Here is an 18,664-nt window from a genome sequence, read left to right on the forward strand (position 1 = left end):
TTACACTTTAGGCATGGCCGGATTTTAGGAATGGTTATTGTACTTACAGCACAGTAAATCATACGCGTTATGGAACTTAAATTAACACACGCCTTCAGGCAGGCAGCAGGGCTCGGTATTATTGCCGGGATGCGCACGTTTTCGGCGCCCGCGGTTATCAGCCATGTTTACAGCAGGCATCCGGAAAGGAGCTTAAAAAAATCTCCCTTTCAGTTTATCCAAACCATTGGCACCTCAAAAGTATTTAAAGTATTAGCCGCCGGCGAACTAGTTGGCGATAAGCTGCCTTTCGCGCCAAAGCGCACCAATGCGGGCGGGTTAATAGGCCGCTTTGCAGCAGGTGCATTATGTGGTGCAACCGTTTATAAAGCCGATAACAAGAAACCAATTATAGGCGGATTAATAGGAGGGACGGCTGCTATCGCTTCGGCGTTTGGCTGTATGTTTTTGCGGATTGGCCTTGGCAAAAAAACAGGGATACCCGACCCGGTAATTGGCGCTATAGAAGACGTAATTGTTATAAGCGCGGCCACAGCATTGGCTAAAGACCTGTAGTTTTTACATTTTAAAATCATCTTTTAGGCTGACTATAAATTATTGACTGGAAATTTGATAGTTTTGTTAAAAAAGTCAGGACTAACAATCCGTTACTTATAATAATGAACGCAACGAACGATCAGCAGGATATTAAACGCGAGAAAATTTTAGAGGCATCGCACCAACGCTTTCTTCATTACGGTTACTCAAAAACCACCATGAACGAAATAGCAGGCGACCTATCTATGTCGAAAGCCCTGCTATATTATTACTTTCCTGATAAAAGCGAACTGTATATGGCCGTAATGCGTAAGCTGGCCAGCGATTACCTTAAACAACTGGAAGATAAGTTTGGCCACTTTACCAACCTGCGCGAAGCGTTCCTGTTCCAGGTGAATACCCACCACGATTTTATTGTAAATAATTACAACTTTTTTGATTTTTTCAGGCTGAACGAGCAAAACCTGCCCGATACCATATGGGAAACCGTAGGCCACATTCGCAATGCCGAGATCAAGTTGTTAGCCAATGCCATCCAGTCGGAAGTTGATAAAGGCAGTATACAGGCCGTTACCAACCCGGTAGAAATTGTAGAGGTGTTTTTAGATGCACTTCATGGCATAAAGGTAGGTGGCTCGGTTCCTCATAAAAAACTCAATTTTCCGCATAAAGAGCACCTCGACGAGATCCATAACAAGCGCCTGCTGCTTATTGATATATTTGTTAAAGGGCTTAAATAACAGTTAAATTTCCTGCAAACTTGTATTAATAACAATGTTGCCTACCAGTATTTTGTGAATAGGGCAGGCATCGGCAATGGTTATTAACCGTTTGCGCTGTTCGGCAGTTACCTCGCCTTTAAACGCAAGCTTACTTTCAATTAATATGCCGTTCTGGTTTTTAAACAGTTGCAGGTTTACGCTTATTTCGTCAACTATCCACATCTTGCGGTTGATGTACATGCGCAGGGTAATGGCTGTACAGCTTGCCAAACTTGCCAGCAACAGGTTATAGGGCGACATGCCGGTATCGGTGCCGCCAATATCGGCAGGTTCGTCGGCTATCAGGGTGTGGTTATCGCTGGTTACAATGGTTTGGTATTGGGTATGCGCAATACGCGCGGACGCGCTAACAACAAATTCGTTTTCGGTTTCCATAAACAGTTAATAAGGATAGGATCAGTTATCCTGGTCTAAGTTGATCAGCGTCCAGTTTGATGTTTTTGCACCGGCACCACCATTGTATTTTAAAGTAATGGTAAATTGAGTTGTTGAAGTTTCGCCAACATCATCTTTAGCGGTATAAAACGATTTGATCACATATACCGAATCTGATTTTTTGGCGAATTTATACTCCGAATCTGAAAACTTGATGTTTTTTGAAAGCGTGGTTGGTATAATAAACTGTTTGGCAACGGTGTATGCCGCGTCGCTATCGGGCAGCCCGGTAAACATATTTACCGAACCCGATAAAGCGAATTTCCCCAGCAGTATGGCAAATATCAAACCTAAAATTACCAGCAGCCAGCCGGCCGTAGATGCGGATTTTTTTTTAACTACTTTCTCCTTTAAGTAATCTTTAGCCATATAAATATATCAGAATTTGTAAAAGTAGGTAAATTAATAAAAATCATAACAACGGCTCGCGCCAAAAAATTTATGCTCGCCGCCAGATCGCGACGGCAGGGTGGTTTCGTAACCAATGCTGCCTTCGGTAGTGCCGCTGGTGTTGCTGTAATTTAAACCACCGGCGGGTACATCGTGGCTTACGCCGAGCCGTATTTTTTCACCGCCTTCTTTGTTTATAAACAGGTCGAAAATTAGCGACACTACTAAGGCGCCCGGCCCGCCGGACCCGCTGCTGCGGTACCATACGCCTGCATTAATACTGCGCCTTTTATATTGCATGCCCGCGCTTACAGATTGCGCCTGCGCCTGTTTATAAAACACTACCGATGGGATGATGTACGATCTGTCCTCATCATCTATATTATCATCGCGGGTAAGGTTGTACCTGAAACTGGCGTGTACTGTTGCCCTTATGGGTAATATGGCCGGCGCGCCGGTAAACGACTCGTTGGGGCGGTTTAAATGTTGCGCGGCGCCGCCAATATTAAAGTTTTTAAGCGTAAGGTTAATACCCGCGCCCGAATCAAAAAAGAACTTGTTGTTAAAGTCGGGCTTATCTGCACCGGTTACCGAACCGGGGATATAACCTAAACGCGGATCTAACTGATCGCCGAAGGTGAGTTTACTATAATCAACCGAGCGGTTAGTTACCCCGGCCTGCAGGCCAAACGATAGCACGTAATCTTCGGACCCAACGCTGTACGAATATATACCCGCTATGTTGTTTTTATTTAAATATCCAACACCCTCGGCGCTGCGGGTAAATATCATACCAATGCCGCCGCCAAACTGCGGTACATTATAATCGATAGACGCGGTAATGTATGATAGGCCGCCGGGTATGGAGGTGTACTGGTTACGGTAGATCAGGTTCATCCGCAGGTCGCCTTTAAATTGCCCGTTCAATGCGGGGTTTAGGTAAACCGGCGAATTAAAAAATTGCGAGTACATATGGTCCTGTGCCGAGGCGCTTGATAAGCCGAGCGCAGCAAGTAGTAATATGTAATATTTTGCCAATCCCCTCATCTGCCTATCTTATCAAATGTATATACCCGCTGCGTTTGGGCAGCGAGCCATTGTACGACATCCCTTTCCACTCCGAGCCATTAATAAACACTGCCGATGCCTGCCAGATATAGGTGCCCTGCGGCGCGGCAACACCTTTGAAGGTGCCATCCCAGCCTTCCGTTGGTTCGCCTTTGCTGCTTAGCGCGGTAGTTTGCCAAAGCAGCTGGCCCCAGTTGTTATAAACCTGTAAGCGCCACCTGGCAATGCCCGATCCTTTTGCTATAAAAGTTTTCAGTTCGGTAGTTTTACCTTGTGGCTGAAACGCGTTGGGTACAAAAAGCTGACCGGGAGTGCCTGTAATTTTTACCTTTTGTTTAAAGGTACTGTCGCAGCCCCTTACATCCGTTACTTTTAAGGTAACCACGTATTCCCCGGTATCGGCATAGGTATGGTTTGTGTTTTGGCTGCCCGATGTAATGCCATCGCCAAAATTCCATTCCCAGGTATTGGGGTTGCCCGTTGTTTGGTCGATAAATTCGAAATGATAGTTGGGCAGGTTTACTATAGTATCGGGCCTTACGGTAAAATAAGTACCGGGTGGCGGGGTAACCGTTATGATATCTGTTTTAACTGCAGTGTTTGTACAGCCCGTAGCGGGGATAGTTGCGGTTAACGTAACTGTGTAAGGAGTTAAGCGCCCTGCGTATTTGTGCGGTGGCGGTGTGTAACCTGAAAAAGTTGGACTGCCGTCACCAAAATCCCAAACGTAAGCCATATTCGAGGCCTGGGTGGTAGCATCCGGCGGGGTGGTATTAGTGAATGTAACCGTACTTTCGCGGCATAAGGCAGCCCCACCTGCCACAGTAAAGTTTGGTGCCGGTTTACCATGAACGATATATTGTAACGTATCGGATGTTACTTTACCGCACGCATTAGTAACATCAAGTGTAATATAATAGATACCCGGTTCCGGGAAAGTATAACTAAATGCACCTGGCTGGCCAATTTTTGTATCTGGTTGATTATTGCTTGTATTTTTTATAGTGTAGAAATACCTGTACCCAGGCCCCTGGCTCGAGTTATTAAATATTTTCGCTTCAAATGATCCATCACAACCTTCTGTGGGCCCGGTTGGAAATATAGATGCATTAAAAAAACGCTCATCTATCTGTATGGGGATATGTACAGATTCGGCATCGTTACAGTAGCCCTTTAAACGCATAAAAGTAGTGTAATTACCAGCTTCAGATATCGGATCGAAGTTTACAGGGTCTTTAGAAGTAACCGTAATGCTTTGTACCGGCAAGCTATCTGTTTTGGATATATTGGTATACTTATATAAAAAGAATGTATAGCTAATGTGTGTCCCCGGGGAAGTGTTCTTAACTGTAAGAGTAACCGGTGTACATCCTGTAAGGGTCGGAGGATCAATATTGGCAATAGGCACAACCGGCCTTATAATTATAGTTTGCGGTAAAGATATTGCTGTACCGCAGGAACTTGTAAGTGTAAGTATAACATTGTATATAGCATCGCTGCCATCGGCGTTGGGCATAAATAAGTGTAAGGGATTTGCATCAACTCCTTTAGGCCCTCCATCCCCAAAATCCCATGAGTATGTACTGCCTTCGGTTGGTGCCGATATATTGGTGAACTGTATGTTGGTATTACCGCATCCTTCGGCAGCGCTTTTTGTAAAGTTAGCAACCGGCTGTGTTGGCGAAACGCTTACGGTAAGCACAAAAACATCGCTAACGCAGGTGCCGTTTGTAGCGGTTATATTATAGGTGATGATGGCGCTGTTATTAGGGTCGTTGTTTACCAGCTGGTCGCCAATGGTGGCGCCGCTGCCGGTAGGCTGGTAACCCGTTATAGATGGCGATGTGTTTGCCGGGTCAACCGTCCAGTTAAAGGTACTGCCGGGCTGTAAAGCGGTTATATTATATCCCAATGCCGCGCCCGAGCAGGTAAAGGCCTTGTCGGCGCTGGTAACCGCGTTAGGCGGTTGAAAAGTAATGGTAATATTATCAGGGATCTGGTTACATGGCGGGCCAAGGCTGGTATAGCCTGTAAGTGTTAACGTAACCGAACCTGCCGCATATTCTGCAGCGGTAGGGGTATAGGTTGTGGTAAGGCTGGTTGCATTGCTAAATGTACCGCCGCCGCCGCTCCACAGCACATTATCAACGGTGCCGTTAGTAACGGTGCCTTGTAAGTTCACCGTGCTGCCCTGGCATATTGGCGGGCTTGTACCTGCATCAACAACCGGCGCGTTCTGGAAGGTTATCACCTGCGAATCTGATGCAGGCGCCCCGCAGGCGCTTGTAGTTACAACATTTATGGTATAAGCAGCCGCATCTGTAAATAATATTTGCGGATACCTTGAATTGGCAGTTGTGCCGCCGGTAAATTGAAAAGCGCCGCCGGTAACTGTCCAGGTATAATTTCCGGGTAGTTCGCGCGCGCTGCCGCTTACGGTGGATTGGGTAGGGCCCGGATCGCCGTTAAATGTAAAAGTTTGGTTTATGCCGCAAATCTGCCTGTCGGGCGATAGTACAGCAACCGGCGGGCCATCAACAACAATGGTTTCAACCCTGGCTGCAGTATCGGTACCGCAGCTTGCTGTTCTAACGGCGAGTTTAATGGTATATACACCCGGCTGGTCAAATAAAAACTGCGGGGTTTCGCTGGCGGCGTTTGTGCCCCCCTGGTATTTTACAGGCGAAGGGCCGGTAACCACCCACCTAAACGAGTTGGTGTTATTGCAATCATTATCAATTACCGATGTATTGTTGGGGGTAACGCTTAAGGGTACACAACCGGCGGTCACCGGCACGTTGTAGTCGGGGCGTGGTGGTTCCTGTATACATATTGGGTATTCCCTTTCCAGCACACCGCAGCTGCCATTACCGTTTTGCAGCACTAATTTAACGATATGCGTGCCGGTACTGGTAAAGGTGTACCTGAAGGGCTGCGAAACGGTCCGTCCGGGTATAATTGGTACGCCGTCAACAAACCAGGTGTAACGGGCATCAAGGTTTCTACAGTCGGCAGCGGTATTGTCGGGGTCCTGGCCGGGGTCAGATACGTTGGTGAATACTACCTCGCTGTTTAAACAGGCGGCTACAGGGTGTGTAAAATCTGTGCGTGCTGGCGTAACCACCCTGATGTACACCACACCGGGGAGCACCGAACTATTGCAATAATCGTTCACCGGTGTAAGCTCTACCCTGAACACATTTTTATTGGCACCTACGTTGTTACCGCATGATGACCTGGTAAAAGCATGGCTGATGGAGTTTGCCTGGGTTATAAAATCGCAGTACCTGTAAGTATTTGAAGTGCCGTCGCCCCAGGTAACCCTGTAGGTAAGGCCGGGGTAGTTAAATTTAAAGCCATTGTTATCAGCATCCTGAATAGTGAGGGGGAAAACGGCCGGGTCGCCATTGGCGCAGGGGGTATTGTTGCTGGCGTTGTTTATAGTTGCAAATACTTTGTTATTTATCAGCGTATAAGCCTTTGTGCCAACAACACCTCCTGCTACAGCCCTTACGGTAATGGTATAATTGGCGGGGTTAGCGCTAAAGCTTCCGGGTACCGCGCGTGGTGCCCCTTCGGTGGCCTGCGCTATTTCGTTAAAAAAACTGGCTGTTGTGCTTGCGCCTGTTGTAGATGTAGCTGAAAATGAATATGCCGAACTGCTGGGGCCACCGCACGAACCAAAAACATCCGGGTTTGCCGGGCTGATAGATTGTGAAGCTACACCAGCTATTACCCCCGAACCGCTGCCAATAGTAAACGGAGCAGAAATATTACTGGTTACCGACGGTGATGTAGATACGATTTTAACCCGGTAACCCGTACCGGCAGGTGTGCCCGATGGGATGGTGCCGTTAACAAATGTGCCGTAAAACCCGTTATAGGTGGCCAGCGGCGTTGTACCAAAGTTGCCGGATGCATCTGATAAAAACAGCCTGAATGTATTATTGGTGTTTATACAGCCAGCAGTAATGTTTACATTAAAAGGCACGGCAATAGTAGACCCCTGCCCGTATGGCCCGGGGTCGATAGCGCCGAGTGTAATAGTTTGCGCCGAAGCTGTTGCTATTACAAATAATGAGAAAAGCGCAAGAAATAAACCCTTAGTAAAAGTTTTACCCATCAATCACTGTTCAATATCAGTTTCATAAAGCAGAGCGAAAATAACAAAAATGTTACACACCAAATAAACCCGTACACATAAACCATGGGTTTATATTTTCTTTATACGGAATAAAACCTGCCTTGTTACAGCAGATATTATAAATACCCGGAGAAAAGGGGGGCCTCCGGGATGTTGCTAACCAAAAAATAAATACGATATCAAAATGGCCGTTATTACGCCTGCAAAATCGGCAAGCAGCCCGGCCGGAATAGCATACCTTGATTTTTTTATCCCAACCGAGCCAAAATACAGGGCCACTATGTAAAACGTGGTGTCGGCAGAACCATTAAATACCGATCCAAGCCTGCCCGCGAAACTATCAGGGCCATAGGTTGTCATGGTGCTTATCATCATCGCCTTTGATCCCGATCCGCTCAATGGTTTCATATAGGCAACCGGCATGGCATCAACAAAACGGTTATCCATGTGTAGCTGCGTGGCCGCCCAGCGCACGCCGCCGTTAAGGTAATCTAAAGCCCCGCTGGTACGGAAAACGCTTATGGCTACCAGCATGGCCACCAGGTAGGGTATTATTTTTACAGATACCTCAAAGCCGCTTTTAGCGCCATCGATAAAACTCTCAAAAACGTTTACCTTTTTGTATAAAGCGCCTAAAATAAATACCGTGGGTATCAAAAAGATGAGCATGTTGCTTGCTACTTTAGATACGATGGTTATTTGTTCTTTATCCAGGTATTGCGTAAAATACCAAACCAGGGCCAGTATAAATGCCGTCATCCCGCCAAGCCAGGTGAGTATCACCCTATCAAAAAGGTTGATTTTTTGTTTAATGGCCACCGCTATCATCCCTACAACCGTTGCTACATAGGTAGCTATGATACAGGGTATTAAAACGTCGGCAGGGTCTTTGGCATGTAATATAAAACGCTGTGCTATAATGGTTACCGGTAACAGTTGCAAACCCGATGTATGCAGTACCAAAAACATGATCTGCGCGTTCGAGGCGGTTTCTTTATTGGGGTTTAATTGTTGCAGGCTGTCCATAGCTTTTAAGCCCAGTGGGGTAGCGGCGTTATCCAGGCCTAATAAATTGGCCGAAAAGTTCATCATCATTTGCCCGGTAGCCGGGTGTTTTTTTGGTACTTCGGGGAAAAGGCGGCTAAGGAATGGCCCCACTATACGCGACAGAACGTTCATAGCGCCGGCACGTTCGCCAATGTTTAATATACCCAGCCATAATACCATATTACCCGCCAAAGGCAGCGCGATATCCATTACCGATGAGGTGGAACTCGCGAACATGCCATCTACCAACAGCTTAAAAGCATCTACATCGCCTAAAAATACCAGCTTGCAAAATGCTATTACAAACGCGATGAGGAAAAATGCTATCCAGATGTAGTTTAAGGCCATAATTATGATTCAGGCCATGAAGATAATTTTTTTTGAATAATTTACCACGATTAAGCATATTTAAAAATCAATTACTTGCTTCGCGATGAAAGAAACCGCTTATAACTTACAGGCCGCTATAGATAGTTTTTTAAGGGAGCAGGCACCTGCCGTTAACTGGGATAACCAGGTTGCACCGGGTAAGTGGACAAACAGGGAGATCATAGGCCACTTAATTGACAGCGCGCATATTAACCTGCAGCGTTTTGTGCGCTGCACTTACGAGGAAGGGTTTAAGCTGATCTATTACCAGGAGGAGTGGGTGCAGGCGCAGCATTACCGCGATACGGATGTTACAGCATTAGTAAAGCTTTGGGAACTGGTTAACCGGCAAATTGTACGTGTACTGGCAAATTACCCGGCCAACCGCGCACAGGTAAAATGCGATAATGGCCGCGATGAGCCATCCTTTAATACCGTTGAGTTTTTAGCTGAAGATTATATAACGCACATGCAGCACCATTTAAGGCAGCTTAGTTATAAGCCGTAATGCCTTTATTGGCCACTATGCGTATAGTATATTCCCTGCGGATGGGGTTATAGGGCACGGCATCGTTCACCATAACATATATTACGCCAAGGTCTTTAACGGTAAAGGTTTGCACATCGGGCGTGGCGCTTTCCTTATCTAAGTATTGCGATATGGAGTTATATATCATGTTATACTGGGCCAGTTCGTTTGTTTCCATCTCCACATACATGCGCCTGCCGTCAACACGCACATTGGTATTTACATAAGTGCCGCCCGGTATTTTCAAACTGTAATTTCTTAAATTCTTTTTTTCATCCTTTTTAACAAGCGTGTGCCCTTTGGCAGTAAAAAAGGTATCGGCTTTATTAATGTTATTATGCAGCAAATAGCTCAGGTCATCGTACGATATTAAATTTGTTTGCGCAAAACCTGTTGATGCAAAACAGAAAAGGAGGGCGGTTAATAATAAATGTTTCATAGCTGTCGGCCATAAGCGGGCCATCTGTTTAATTACGGTCAATATATGGTTTTGGTATCTTATTATTATGGCAAAATCATAACTTAGCATAATAATTACATTTACTATGGCTACTATAAAATTATCAAGAGTTAGCGGCGACTACGGCTTTGAAGCCACCGACGAGTTTGGCCACACCGTACGTATGGACAGCAGCACCGAAAGCGGCGGCCACAACTTTGGCGTACGCCCTATGCAAATGCTTTTAATGGGTTTGGGCGGATGCTCGGCCATTGATGTTATAGCGATACTAAAAAAACAACGCCAGGATGTAGTTGATTATAAAATGGTGATAGCGGGCGAGCGCGAAGCCGGTAAGGAACCATCGTTATGGAAAGACATCACGCTGGAGTTTCATTTATATGGCACAGTTGACGAGGATAAAGCCAAAAAAGCCGTTGAATTATCATTAAGTAAATACTGTTCTGTAGCAGCTACGCTCTATAAAGCCGATGCTGATATACAATGGAAAGTGATCATTCATCCTGCCGGATAAAATTTTCTCCATTTCTTACCCGAATACAGCGCTTATCATTATGGCTTAAATAAACCTGTATTGTACTTTTTTGGGGTCACAGTGATAAATCCTATTCATTCAGTAGTCAATATAATTGACTAATTTATTTATCAGGTCAGCAATTCAGGCTAATCTGCTATAGCATAGTGTATTATCTGCGCGTTACAAAATCACCCCGTGTTTTAGGCTACTAACCAATTGTGTAAATACCGTTACTGGCATTAATGTTGCCTTGTGGGGGTAGTCGCGCTATCCAGTTTAGCAGACAGTCAAAATTTAACACAATATGAAAACAAATTTAAAACGCACTACATTACTGCTTGCCGGTTTATTAGCAGGCAGCACATTATTTGCCCAAACCACCGACTCAGTAAGTACACAAAATTATGTACAGCCATTTTCTGGCGGTCCATTCCGCACATGGTCAATAGGCTTGCACGGCGGGCTACTAACACCTTACACTATTTTTGGCGCTAACGGTCGCCAGGATTTCCGCAAACCACAATCAGAAGTTGGTTACGGCGGTTACATTAAAAAGCAATTTTCACCAACATTTGGTATCCAGGCCGATTTCCTTCGCGGCGAAGTAAGCGGCGGTAACTCGCGCCCTAATGATGCAGGTGTAACTACCAATAACAGCTTTAATGCAAAGCTGAACTGGTCTGGAGCGTTAAGCGCTAACATCACACTTGGCAACATCAGCTGGTTAAACAAAAAAAGCGCTATACAGCCTTACTTAACAGCAGGTGCCGGTTATATGGCTTATAAAACAACTGTAACCGATCTTTCGGGTACTACCTCTAATTATAGCAATAACGATATAAAAGAGTGGTTTATCCCGGTTGGTTTAGGCTTTAAAATCAACCTTGGTTCGAGCGTTAATTTAGACTTGGGTTACCAGGTTAACTTTGTACAATCAGATAACTTTGATGGCTTTAACGTAGGTTCTGGAAATGACAGGTTCTCTTACGCTCACGCTGGTTTAGAGTTTATCCTGGGTAGTTCAAAAACTGCGCAATTAGCTACTTATAACCCGGTAAACTCAATGCGTACCGAGTATGTATGGCAAAACGCGCAAACTAAAGCTATGTTGCAGGCACAAATTGATGCCGAAAAAGCTAAGAACGACCAATTAAGGACAGACCTTAACACTACCAACGCTAACTTAGCTAAGCTAACTGTTGACAGCGATGGCGACGGTGTATTGGATATTAACGATAAATGCCCTAATACACCTGCCGGTACTAAGGTAGATGGATCGGGTTGCCCATTGGCTAAACCGGTTGTATATATAACCGAAGAAGACAAACGTGTTGTTAAAGACGCGATAAATAACCTGGAATTTGATTTGGGTAAAGCAACTATCCGCGAAAGATCATTCCCAAGTTTAGATAGGGTAGCTAACTTATTAACTGAGAAAAACTTCAGCTTAAAATTAGCAGGCCATACAGATAATACCGGTTCTGATGCTTTAAACTTAAGGTTATCTAAAGACCGTGCAGAATCTATCAAATCTTACCTGGTTAGCAAAGGTGCAAATGCTTCACGTATAGAAGCTACAGGTTACGGTGAAAGCCAGCCGATAGCTACTAACAAAACAGCAGCAGGACGCCAGCAAAACCGCCGTGTAGAGTTTACTTTATACTAAGGAGGAGAAGATTCAGGATTTTTAGAATCAAGAATCAAGACCTAAAATAAAAAGAGCCGCCCCAGATTGGGGCGGCTCTTTTGTTGTAAAATATTTTAACTGAATTCTTTTATCTTGATTCTTGACTCTTATAGTCTTGCTTCTCTTAATTATCCTACTGCGAAAAAATCCGCGAGGTTGCCAAAATAGCTATCGTTCCAGCCTTCGGTAATGTCGTTAAAATCATCATCCGGGATATTCACATGCCTCAACTCAACAGACGAGCCATGGGCATCCGGGTGTATTTTGATGGTTACTATAGATTCGTCCGTCTGCCCGTCAAAGTACCATTGCTGTACAATTTTCTTCCCATCTACAAACTCCAGGTTTTTACCAACAATGCTGCCTTCCCAAAGGGAAAACTCAGAACCCGGCTCAGTAGACATCTCGGCCTTTTCACCGGTCCATAATTCCAGGGTTAGCGGGTTAGTGAGCGCTATATAAACTTCTTCGGGCGTAGCCGGCAATAAGTAATATTTTTTATAATCTTTCACACGGGCAATTTAGCAGAAATATTTGAGAGCAGGGGCGTAGATTTACTCACCCCGAAATAGATACGTTGGTCGACCTTATCTGCTTCGCAAAGAGGGTGAAAAACAAAACCCTCTTTCCGCTTGCGCAAAGCGGGTGGTCGAGCGTAGCGATGACCGGATGAGTTATTTTACCGCCCCGATAGGCAAAACTTCTCTCCCGTAAACCTCGTTCAACACACCTGCTATGCCTGTATATATTGCCGATAAGCCGCAAATGATGCCTTCGTATCCTGCAAGGTGTTTAATGCTTTCGTTACCGGTGGCATCGCCCCAAACCAATAAAGCGAATAATATGGTTAACGACCCGAAAACAAACTGCAGCGCGCGGTTAAGTTTTAAGGTGCCAAAGAAAAGGCAAAAGGTAAAAAATCCCCATATACCTAAGTAAGCGCACATGGCGCCTTCACTTGCCTTTGGTGCCCAACCCAGTTTTGGCATTACAATAAGCGCCACTAACGATAGCCAGAAGAAACCATAAGATGTGAAGGCAGTTAGCCCGAATGTGTTGTTCTTTTTTGCTTCGATGATGCCCGCTATAACTTGCGCCAGTCCGCCATAAAAAATGCCCATGGCCAGTATCATGGCGTTTAATTCAAAAAAGCCGGCGTTATGAATATTCAGTAACACGGTGGTCATGCCGAAGGCGCAAAGGCCAAGTGGTGCAGGGTTGGCAATGCCATCCTTTACAACCACCGGAGCAGGAGTGGTAGGGATCATAATAAAGTTTAATTTTGGTTTATATAATGCAATCTAATTAATTTCAATTAATTAACAATACTTTTCTAAACCGTATAGTTACTTGGCTGTTACTTTAACAACATGCAAAAATTAGTATTGATACGCCACGGCGAAAGTGTTTGGAACCAGGAGAACCGCTTTACCGGGTGGACGGACGTCGACCTATCTGACGGAGGCCTGCAGCAGGCTATTAGTGCCGGTAAACTGCTTGCCAAAAACGGTTACACCTTTGATGTGGGTTTTACCTCGGTATTAAAACGTAGTATAAAAACCATGCATTTTGTGCTCGAACAATTAGATCATCTTTGGATCCCCATACATAAATCGTGGCGGTTGAACGAACGTTTCTATGGTGCCCTGCAAGGCCTTAATAAAGACGAAACGATAGAAAAGTACGGCGAAGAACAGGTGCAAAAATGGCGGCGCGACCCACACGAACACCCGCCCGCCATTACCGAGCAGGACGACCGCTTTCCCGGCCATTACCTGCGTTATAACGACCTTACTTACCGCGAACTGCCCCTTACCGAAAACCTGAGCGAAACCATGGACAGGGCATTACCTTTTTGGCACGAAAGCATTGTGCCCGCCATCCGCGAAAATAAAAAAGTGATCATCTGCGCTCATGGCAACAGCCTCCGCGCACTTATCCAATATATCGAAAACCTAAGCGACGAAGACGTAGCCAAACTGGATATCCCTACCGCAACCCCATGGGTGTATGAACTGGATGACAGGTTGAATTGTGTGAAGCATTATTATTTAAAATAATATATTGTCATTGCGAGGAACGTAGTGACGTGGCAACCTCAGAGGATAGTCGGATATGCTGAGATTGCCGCGCTATCGCTCGCAATGACATGGTGTGTTTATCGCTCACTAACCTCCAGCCCCCAATCCTTCCCTTTATCAACCGCGGGCACACCCTTATCCAGCCATGCAGGCATGGGCGCGCCTTTCAGGAAGTGGTCAAAAAATTGCGCCTCGCGGATGCTGATATCCTTTCGGTTCTGGCGTTTTACCAGGTTGTGGGCCTCGTCGTTATATTGCAGCAGCCAAACCGGCTTGCCAAGCCTGCGCAGGGCGGTAAACATCTCAATCCCCTGGTACCATGGCACTGCACCATCGGCATCGTTACTCATAATAACCACCGGCGTTTTAACTTTGGGCAGCTGAAACAGCGGAGAATTATCGATATACAAATTCGGTTTATCCCATAGGCTGGCACCAATGCGGCTTTGTGTTTTTTCGTACTGCGATTGCCGGTTAATGCCGCTTTCCCAACGTATACCGCCATAAGCCGAGGTCATGTTAACCACTGGGGCGCCGGCCCAGGCTGCAGCGTACATATCGGTTTGGGTAATAAGGTAAGCCACCTGGTAACCGCCCCAGCTTTGGCCCTGTATGCCAATATGTTCAGCATCAACCCAGGGGTTTTTCTTCAATGCTTCCACACCCGAGTTAACAAACTCAACAGCCGATGCACCGGGATGGCCGGCCTCGTAACTGATATCCGGCGCGAACACCAGGTAGCCATTGCTCACAAACCACGAGATTGGCAACCGCGATGGTGTAGGGGCTGCAGGGATATAATTGTATAAGCCATCTGAAAGCTTTTCATAAAAGTAAGCGATCATGGGGTACTTTTTGGCCGGGTCAAAATCCTCCGGTTTGTATAAAATGCCTTTAGAGTGGTAACCTTTTGGCGTTGTCCACTCAAAAAGCTCGGCAGTGCCCCAATTGTATTGTGCCTGCTGCGGATTGATAGCGCTTAATTTGGTTTCTTTCAACAGATCAGCAGAGGCATACAAGTCCGGCGGGTGGGTGTAGCTGTATTTGGTGTAGATAAATATATTGGCATCTTTAGCCTTTTGCAGCCCGCTAATGCCCATAGGTGCCATCGTTATCTTTTTAGGCGCGTAATCACTCGACAGTTCCTTTTTATAATAACCCCATTGTTTATTCCGGTCGTTTTGAGCGATCAACCATAAGGTTTTTTTAGATGGGATAAATTTTTCTTCCGGGTCATCGGCATTATAACGAAACCTGAGCCTGTATCGCCGACCCATGCCATTTGTAAAGTTGGTAGCCTTGCCGGTTGCAGGCTCAACCGCCCAGATATCGTAACGGTCGTATATCAAAACCCGCTTATCATTCGCCTCCCATGCCGATATCCCGTAAGGCGATGGGTCATCGGGCACATCGTTTTCTTCGTTGCCCATTTTAACATGTGTATTTACGCTGATATTTAGTTTTTTGCCTGTAGCTATACTGTAACTATGCCAGTTTTGGTCTTTCGAATCAAACCAAACTACGTAATTACCTTCGGGCGAAATGCTGTAGCGGGCTTTTAGCCGGTCGTTAATGCGTAAACGCAGGCCTGTACGGGTATCTATCAGGTAAGCTGCCTGTTGTGTGCCGCCTTCCCACTGTGCCTGTACGCGCGCACCGGTATCTGTTAAGCCTAAAACAAACCGGGCATCGGCATTATTATCCGGTATTAATATCTCGCGGATGCCTTTGTCCCCGAGTTGTATCAGTTTTTTTGTGCCGTCGGCAGGGCGGATGACCGCCTGGTAGCTGCGTTTTAGCTCTCGCTGCAGGTTTTTTAGTTGCTGGGGCTGCAGGTAATCGTCCTTATAGTTCCATATATCGAGGCGGGCGTGCTCAAACTCTACCAACGTAGTATCGGCAGGCTTGGGTACAGGCGCTGTACCAAAGTACAGGTTGCCGCCGCTTTTGCTAAAAAATACCTTGCCATCGCCGCTTACCGCCCAATTTGCAGGCATACCGTTTGATCCCGGCCCGGCCATAACCGTCGCGCTATCTTTTGATGTGGTATAGTAATAAAGTTTAAAGGGTTTTACCAGCGCCTTTTCCGCGTTCTTTTCGGCAGTGAAGGCAAGTTGCTTGCCGGCATCGTCAAAAGTTAAATTCTTGTAGTTACCACTGCCTGTGCTTACTTTTTTTAGCGTGTCTTTTTCTATATCGTACACAAATAAGCCCGATACTACTATTTTATTTTTTTTGGGCGCGGTTACAGCAAACGCAAGCCACTTGCCATTTTTACTGAGCTGGTAATCGGTTACATAACTAAAACTGCGTGTTTTGCCCTTGAGTAGTTGGTTTACGGTAAGTTCGGCGCCCTCTTTAGCCGGCGGGGCTATGGTGGTGGCAATGGCTTTTTTCGAGGTATCAGATGCTTCAGGTTTTTTCAATGTGTCGGCAGGAGAGAGGTAGGCTATAACCGGCGCTTTGTCGGCAATTTTAAACGAGCGGATAGCCGGCACTTTTTGAATGGTATGCTTACCTAATGCAATAATGCCCAAAGTATCTTTAGGGAACTCGGATTGCTTTTTCTTTTTGATCTTTGCCCGGCGGATATCCTTGTAAAAAGGCCTGATCAAGAATACAGCGTATTTGGAGTCGGGCGTGAAGTGCACCGTGTCTGCCCGGGGAATTGTCTGCTTATTTTTGCCGGCCGGACCGGTAATAACCATATTCGCATCGCCTTCCTGTGGCTTCACTACATAAACTATCCACTTACCATCGTTGCTAACGCGTTCGTTGGTTATGCTTTGCCAGCCATCGTAAACAGACTGATCGAGCGGTTTTTTGGATGTTTTTTGAGCAACCGCGCATATACTGAATAGCAATAAAGCAGGGAGTAAGGTTCTTTTCATAAGGGCAATGATGTAATTAGCCCTAATATCTTAAAATTTTAACGCTTTGGGTATGAGTGAATGAAAAAGTTACAAGGCTGTATTAGCAATTAGCGGCCGGTAGTACGCCGGTTGTACTAAAGCTATCAAACAAATGATTAAAAAATGCCTTTATCTTATCGGCAATGCCATGGTGTTGATTTACAGGCTGTTGTTGCATCAGGTTTGGCCGGCCGGTATTATCAATAGTTGTTTTATCACTTTCCATTTCCTGCAGTACAAACTGGCGTACCGATGGGTCGCGGTTAATAATTTCATCCATTTCGGTGAGGTCCCTTAAGGTTGCCTCCCCGTTCCTGCGTTTTTTCCATAACACTTCAAAACGCTCCTGCGAGATGGTACGCCGTATAATATACTTATTGTCTTTACTCATGACATTGTTATTGGCTTTGTGTACCTCAAACTAAATGCCATGGTTTTAATTAATTGGTTATCAGTTTATTAATAACTTTAATTACTTTATTACGGTCGGTTTTATTACAGTAAGTGTTCGGTTGCGTGCAGTTGATAAGCTATTATGCGGTTTAATGTATCGCCCTTAATACCCTGTTCCACCTAACCATGTTTAAGGCGCTTTGGGTACTGTCAATACTCATCCAGGTGATCATGGCTTTACCAACAATATGGTCTTCGGGCACAAAACCCCAAAAGCGCGAATCTTCGGAGTTGTGACGGTTATCGCCCATCATCCAGTAGTAGTTCATTTTAAAGGTGTAGGTATCGGCCTTTTTACCGTTTATCAACACATCGGCACCGTTACGGGTAACTTTATTATGCTCGTAAACTTCTATAGACCGGCCATACAAAGCCATTGTCGAATCGTTAAGCTGTATAGTTGTACCACGTTTTGGTATCAGCAGGGGGCCAAAATTATCTTCGTTCCATTTAAATCTCTCGTTATGCGGGAAGATCTGCGGGCTGTATTCCCCTTTGAGTTCTATCACTTCCTTTATCGATACGATATTTGAGTAACCCTTAAACTCGTTATAACTATCCGGCGGGATGATCATCTCGTAAGTGGTGGGGTTATATTGATACCTTACGTCTATCTTAAGATTACGGATCATTTCGGGGTTCAGATCGCCGCCCGTTGTGGTTACCATGTACGATTTTTGGCCTTTAGGTGCGTTGGCAACCAATTTGCCGTTGGCATATACTTTTGTATCCACAATGGAAATAATGTCGCCAGGGGTGCCCACGCAGCGTTTAATAAAGTGCACGCGCATATCAACCGGGCGGGCAACACTCTCGTTAGGGTAGTTAAACACAACCGCATCCCCTTTTTTTACCTCGCCTAAGCCCGGCAGCCTGAAATAGGGCAGCTGCACACCTTCAAAATAAGTTTTTACCGTACCGCCCCAAATGGTCGACTCCAGGAACGGAATTGAGATAGGCGTCATGGGCATGCGGGCGCCGTACGAAAGTTTACTTACAAATAAGTAGTCGCCTGTAAGCAGGCTGCCCTCCATTGATGCCGACGGTATAGCATACGCTGAAAACAGCAGGCCGCGGATTATGGTAGAAGCTATCAGCGCGAAAAGTATGGCATCCAGCCACTCGCGTACTGCGCTTTTTTTGGGTTTGTTACTTTCTTTCTTGCTGCGTGTAAAAAACTTCCAATTCATGGTTGGCCGTGGTTTAAAGTTAAAGATGCGTTGATGTTAGACCGCGAAAGGCACTATTTGTTA

At 45.6% G+C, this 18,664-nt stretch carries 17 protein-coding genes; 6 read left to right on the forward strand and 11 right to left on the reverse strand.

The window, feature by feature from the left end; all coding sequences use genetic code 11:
* The first annotated feature begins 69 nt into the window (after positions 1–69).
* The gene (locus EWM62_RS02105; RefSeq protein ID WP_129874978.1) at positions 70–555 is read left to right on the forward strand and encodes a DUF4126 family protein; all 486 of its coding nucleotides are present in this window, start codon (positions 70–72) and stop codon (positions 553–555) included.
* Positions 556–659: 104 nt separating this feature from the next.
* Positions 660–1,277, forward strand: coding sequence for a TetR/AcrR family transcriptional regulator (locus EWM62_RS02110; RefSeq protein WP_129874979.1), 618 nt, complete (start codon positions 660–662; stop codon positions 1,275–1,277).
* 3 nt (positions 1,278–1,280) lie between these two features.
* Here EWM62_RS02110 and EWM62_RS02115 read toward each other — a convergent pair whose 3' ends face one another.
* From EWM62_RS02115 to EWM62_RS02135, 5 genes are all read right to left on the reverse strand, one after another.
* Positions 1,281–1,694: an OsmC family protein gene (locus EWM62_RS02115; protein ID WP_129874980.1), complete on the reverse strand. Its 414-nt coding sequence runs from the start codon at positions 1,692–1,694 to the stop codon at positions 1,281–1,283.
* A gap of 21 nt (positions 1,695–1,715) precedes the next feature.
* Positions 1,716–2,123 carry a hypothetical protein gene (locus tag EWM62_RS02120; RefSeq protein ID WP_129874981.1) on the reverse strand — a complete coding sequence of 136 codons (408 nt, stop codon included), beginning with the start codon at positions 2,121–2,123 and terminating at the stop codon, positions 1,716–1,718.
* 33 nt (positions 2,124–2,156) lie between these two features.
* A complete protein-coding gene (locus tag EWM62_RS02125; RefSeq protein WP_129874982.1) occupies positions 2,157–3,191 on the reverse strand; it encodes a PorP/SprF family type IX secretion system membrane protein in 1,035 nt (344 codons plus the stop codon).
* A gap of 4 nt (positions 3,192–3,195) precedes the next feature.
* Positions 3,196–7,335, reverse strand: a complete 4,140-nt coding sequence (locus EWM62_RS02130; protein WP_129874983.1) for a PKD domain-containing protein — start codon at positions 7,333–7,335, stop codon at positions 3,196–3,198.
* Positions 7,336–7,512: 177 nt separating this feature from the next.
* On the reverse strand, positions 7,513–8,751 hold the full coding sequence (locus EWM62_RS02135) for a nucleoside recognition domain-containing protein (RefSeq protein WP_129874984.1): 1,239 nt from the start codon (positions 8,749–8,751) through the stop codon (positions 7,513–7,515).
* 85 nt (positions 8,752–8,836) lie between these two features.
* On the opposite strand from EWM62_RS02135, the gene EWM62_RS02140 reads away from it, so the two are divergent.
* Positions 8,837–9,280 (forward strand): DinB family protein, encoded by a 444-nt coding sequence (locus EWM62_RS02140; RefSeq protein WP_129874985.1) that lies wholly within the window; start codon positions 8,837–8,839, stop codon positions 9,278–9,280.
* On the opposite strand, the gene EWM62_RS02145 is transcribed toward EWM62_RS02140, so the two are convergent.
* Positions 9,264–9,740: a hypothetical protein gene (locus EWM62_RS02145; protein ID WP_129874986.1), complete on the reverse strand. Its 477-nt coding sequence runs from the start codon at positions 9,738–9,740 to the stop codon at positions 9,264–9,266. The two genes, EWM62_RS02140 and EWM62_RS02145, sit on opposite strands and share 17 nt — an antisense overlap.
* A 106-nt stretch (positions 9,741–9,846) precedes the next feature.
* Here EWM62_RS02145 and EWM62_RS02150 point away from each other — a divergent pair, with 106 nt between their 5' ends.
* Together EWM62_RS02150 and EWM62_RS02155 are read left to right on the forward strand one after the other, a co-directional pair.
* The gene (locus EWM62_RS02150; protein WP_129874987.1) at positions 9,847–10,275 is read left to right on the forward strand and encodes an OsmC family protein; all 429 of its coding nucleotides are present in this window, start codon (positions 9,847–9,849) and stop codon (positions 10,273–10,275) included.
* A 307-nt stretch (positions 10,276–10,582) separates the two neighbouring features.
* A complete protein-coding gene (locus EWM62_RS02155) occupies positions 10,583–11,944 on the forward strand; it encodes an OmpA family protein (RefSeq protein ID WP_129874988.1) in 1,362 nt (453 codons plus the stop codon).
* Positions 11,945–12,093: 149 nt separating this feature from the next.
* Here the strand turns inward: EWM62_RS02155 and EWM62_RS02160 are convergent, their stop codons facing one another.
* Both EWM62_RS02160 and EWM62_RS02165 read right to left on the reverse strand, forming a co-directional pair.
* Positions 12,094–12,477 (reverse strand): SRPBCC domain-containing protein, encoded by a 384-nt coding sequence (locus tag EWM62_RS02160; RefSeq protein WP_129874989.1) that lies wholly within the window; start codon positions 12,475–12,477, stop codon positions 12,094–12,096.
* 162 nt (positions 12,478–12,639) lie between these two features.
* Entirely contained in the window at positions 12,640–13,233 is a 594-nt protein-coding gene (locus tag EWM62_RS02165) for an acetate uptake transporter (RefSeq protein ID WP_129874990.1), read from the reverse strand.
* A gap of 102 nt (positions 13,234–13,335) precedes the next feature.
* On the opposite strand from EWM62_RS02165, the gene gpmA reads away from it, so the two are divergent.
* Entirely contained in the window at positions 13,336–14,025 is a 690-nt protein-coding gene (gene gpmA / locus EWM62_RS02170; protein ID WP_129874991.1) for a 2,3-diphosphoglycerate-dependent phosphoglycerate mutase, read from the forward strand.
* Positions 14,026–14,123: 98 nt separating this feature from the next.
* Here gpmA and EWM62_RS02175 read toward each other — a convergent pair whose 3' ends face one another.
* From EWM62_RS02175 to lepB, 3 genes are all read right to left on the reverse strand, one after another.
* Entirely contained in the window at positions 14,124–16,937 is a 2,814-nt protein-coding gene (locus tag EWM62_RS02175; RefSeq protein ID WP_129874992.1) for a S9 family peptidase, read from the reverse strand.
* A gap of 82 nt (positions 16,938–17,019) precedes the next feature.
* Complete coding sequence (locus EWM62_RS02180) at positions 17,020–17,349, reverse strand: hypothetical protein (RefSeq protein ID WP_129874993.1); 330 nt, start codon at positions 17,347–17,349, stop codon at positions 17,020–17,022.
* Positions 17,350–17,500: 151 nt separating this feature from the next.
* Entirely contained in the window at positions 17,501–18,601 is a 1,101-nt protein-coding gene (lepB, locus tag EWM62_RS02185; RefSeq protein WP_129874994.1) for a signal peptidase I, read from the reverse strand.
* Positions 18,602–18,664 lie beyond the last annotated feature (63 nt).

Origin of the sequence: Mucilaginibacter terrigena (genome assembly GCF_004168255.1) — a bacterium.
GTDB classification, from domain to species: Bacteria; Bacteroidota; Bacteroidia; order Sphingobacteriales; family Sphingobacteriaceae; genus Mucilaginibacter; species Mucilaginibacter terrigena.

Coding starts and splice junctions, on each gene's coding strand:
- EWM62_RS02105 (WP_129874978.1), top strand. CDS start 70: ATGGAACTTAAATTAACACACGCCTTCAGGCAGGCAGCAGGGCTCGGT.
- EWM62_RS02110 (WP_129874979.1), top strand. CDS start 660: ATGAACGCAACGAACGATCAGCAGGATATTAAACGCGAGAAAATTTTA.
- EWM62_RS02115 (WP_129874980.1), bottom strand. CDS start 1,694: ATGGAAACCGAAAACGAATTTGTTGTTAGCGCGTCCGCGCGTATTGCG.
- EWM62_RS02120 (WP_129874981.1), bottom strand. CDS start 2,123: ATGGCTAAAGATTACTTAAAGGAGAAAGTAGTTAAAAAAAAATCCGCA.
- EWM62_RS02125 (WP_129874982.1), bottom strand. CDS start 3,191: ATGAGGGGATTGGCAAAATATTACATATTACTACTTGCTGCGCTCGGC.
- EWM62_RS02130 (WP_129874983.1), bottom strand. CDS start 7,335: ATGGGTAAAACTTTTACTAAGGGTTTATTTCTTGCGCTTTTCTCATTA.
- EWM62_RS02135 (WP_129874984.1), bottom strand. CDS start 8,751: ATGGCCTTAAACTACATCTGGATAGCATTTTTCCTCATCGCGTTTGTA.
- EWM62_RS02140 (WP_129874985.1), top strand. CDS start 8,837: ATGAAAGAAACCGCTTATAACTTACAGGCCGCTATAGATAGTTTTTTA.
- EWM62_RS02145 (WP_129874986.1), bottom strand. CDS start 9,740: ATGAAACATTTATTATTAACCGCCCTCCTTTTCTGTTTTGCATCAACA.
- EWM62_RS02150 (WP_129874987.1), top strand. CDS start 9,847: ATGGCTACTATAAAATTATCAAGAGTTAGCGGCGACTACGGCTTTGAA.
- EWM62_RS02155 (WP_129874988.1), top strand. CDS start 10,583: ATGAAAACAAATTTAAAACGCACTACATTACTGCTTGCCGGTTTATTA.
- EWM62_RS02165 (WP_129874990.1), bottom strand. CDS start 13,233: ATGATCCCTACCACTCCTGCTCCGGTGGTTGTAAAGGATGGCATTGCC.
- gpmA (WP_129874991.1), top strand. CDS start 13,336: ATGCAAAAATTAGTATTGATACGCCACGGCGAAAGTGTTTGGAACCAG.
- EWM62_RS02175 (WP_129874992.1), bottom strand. CDS start 16,937: ATGAAAAGAACCTTACTCCCTGCTTTATTGCTATTCAGTATATGCGCG.
- EWM62_RS02180 (WP_129874993.1), bottom strand. CDS start 17,349: ATGAGTAAAGACAATAAGTATATTATACGGCGTACCATCTCGCAGGAG.
- lepB (WP_129874994.1), bottom strand. CDS start 18,601: ATGAATTGGAAGTTTTTTACACGCAGCAAGAAAGAAAGTAACAAACCC.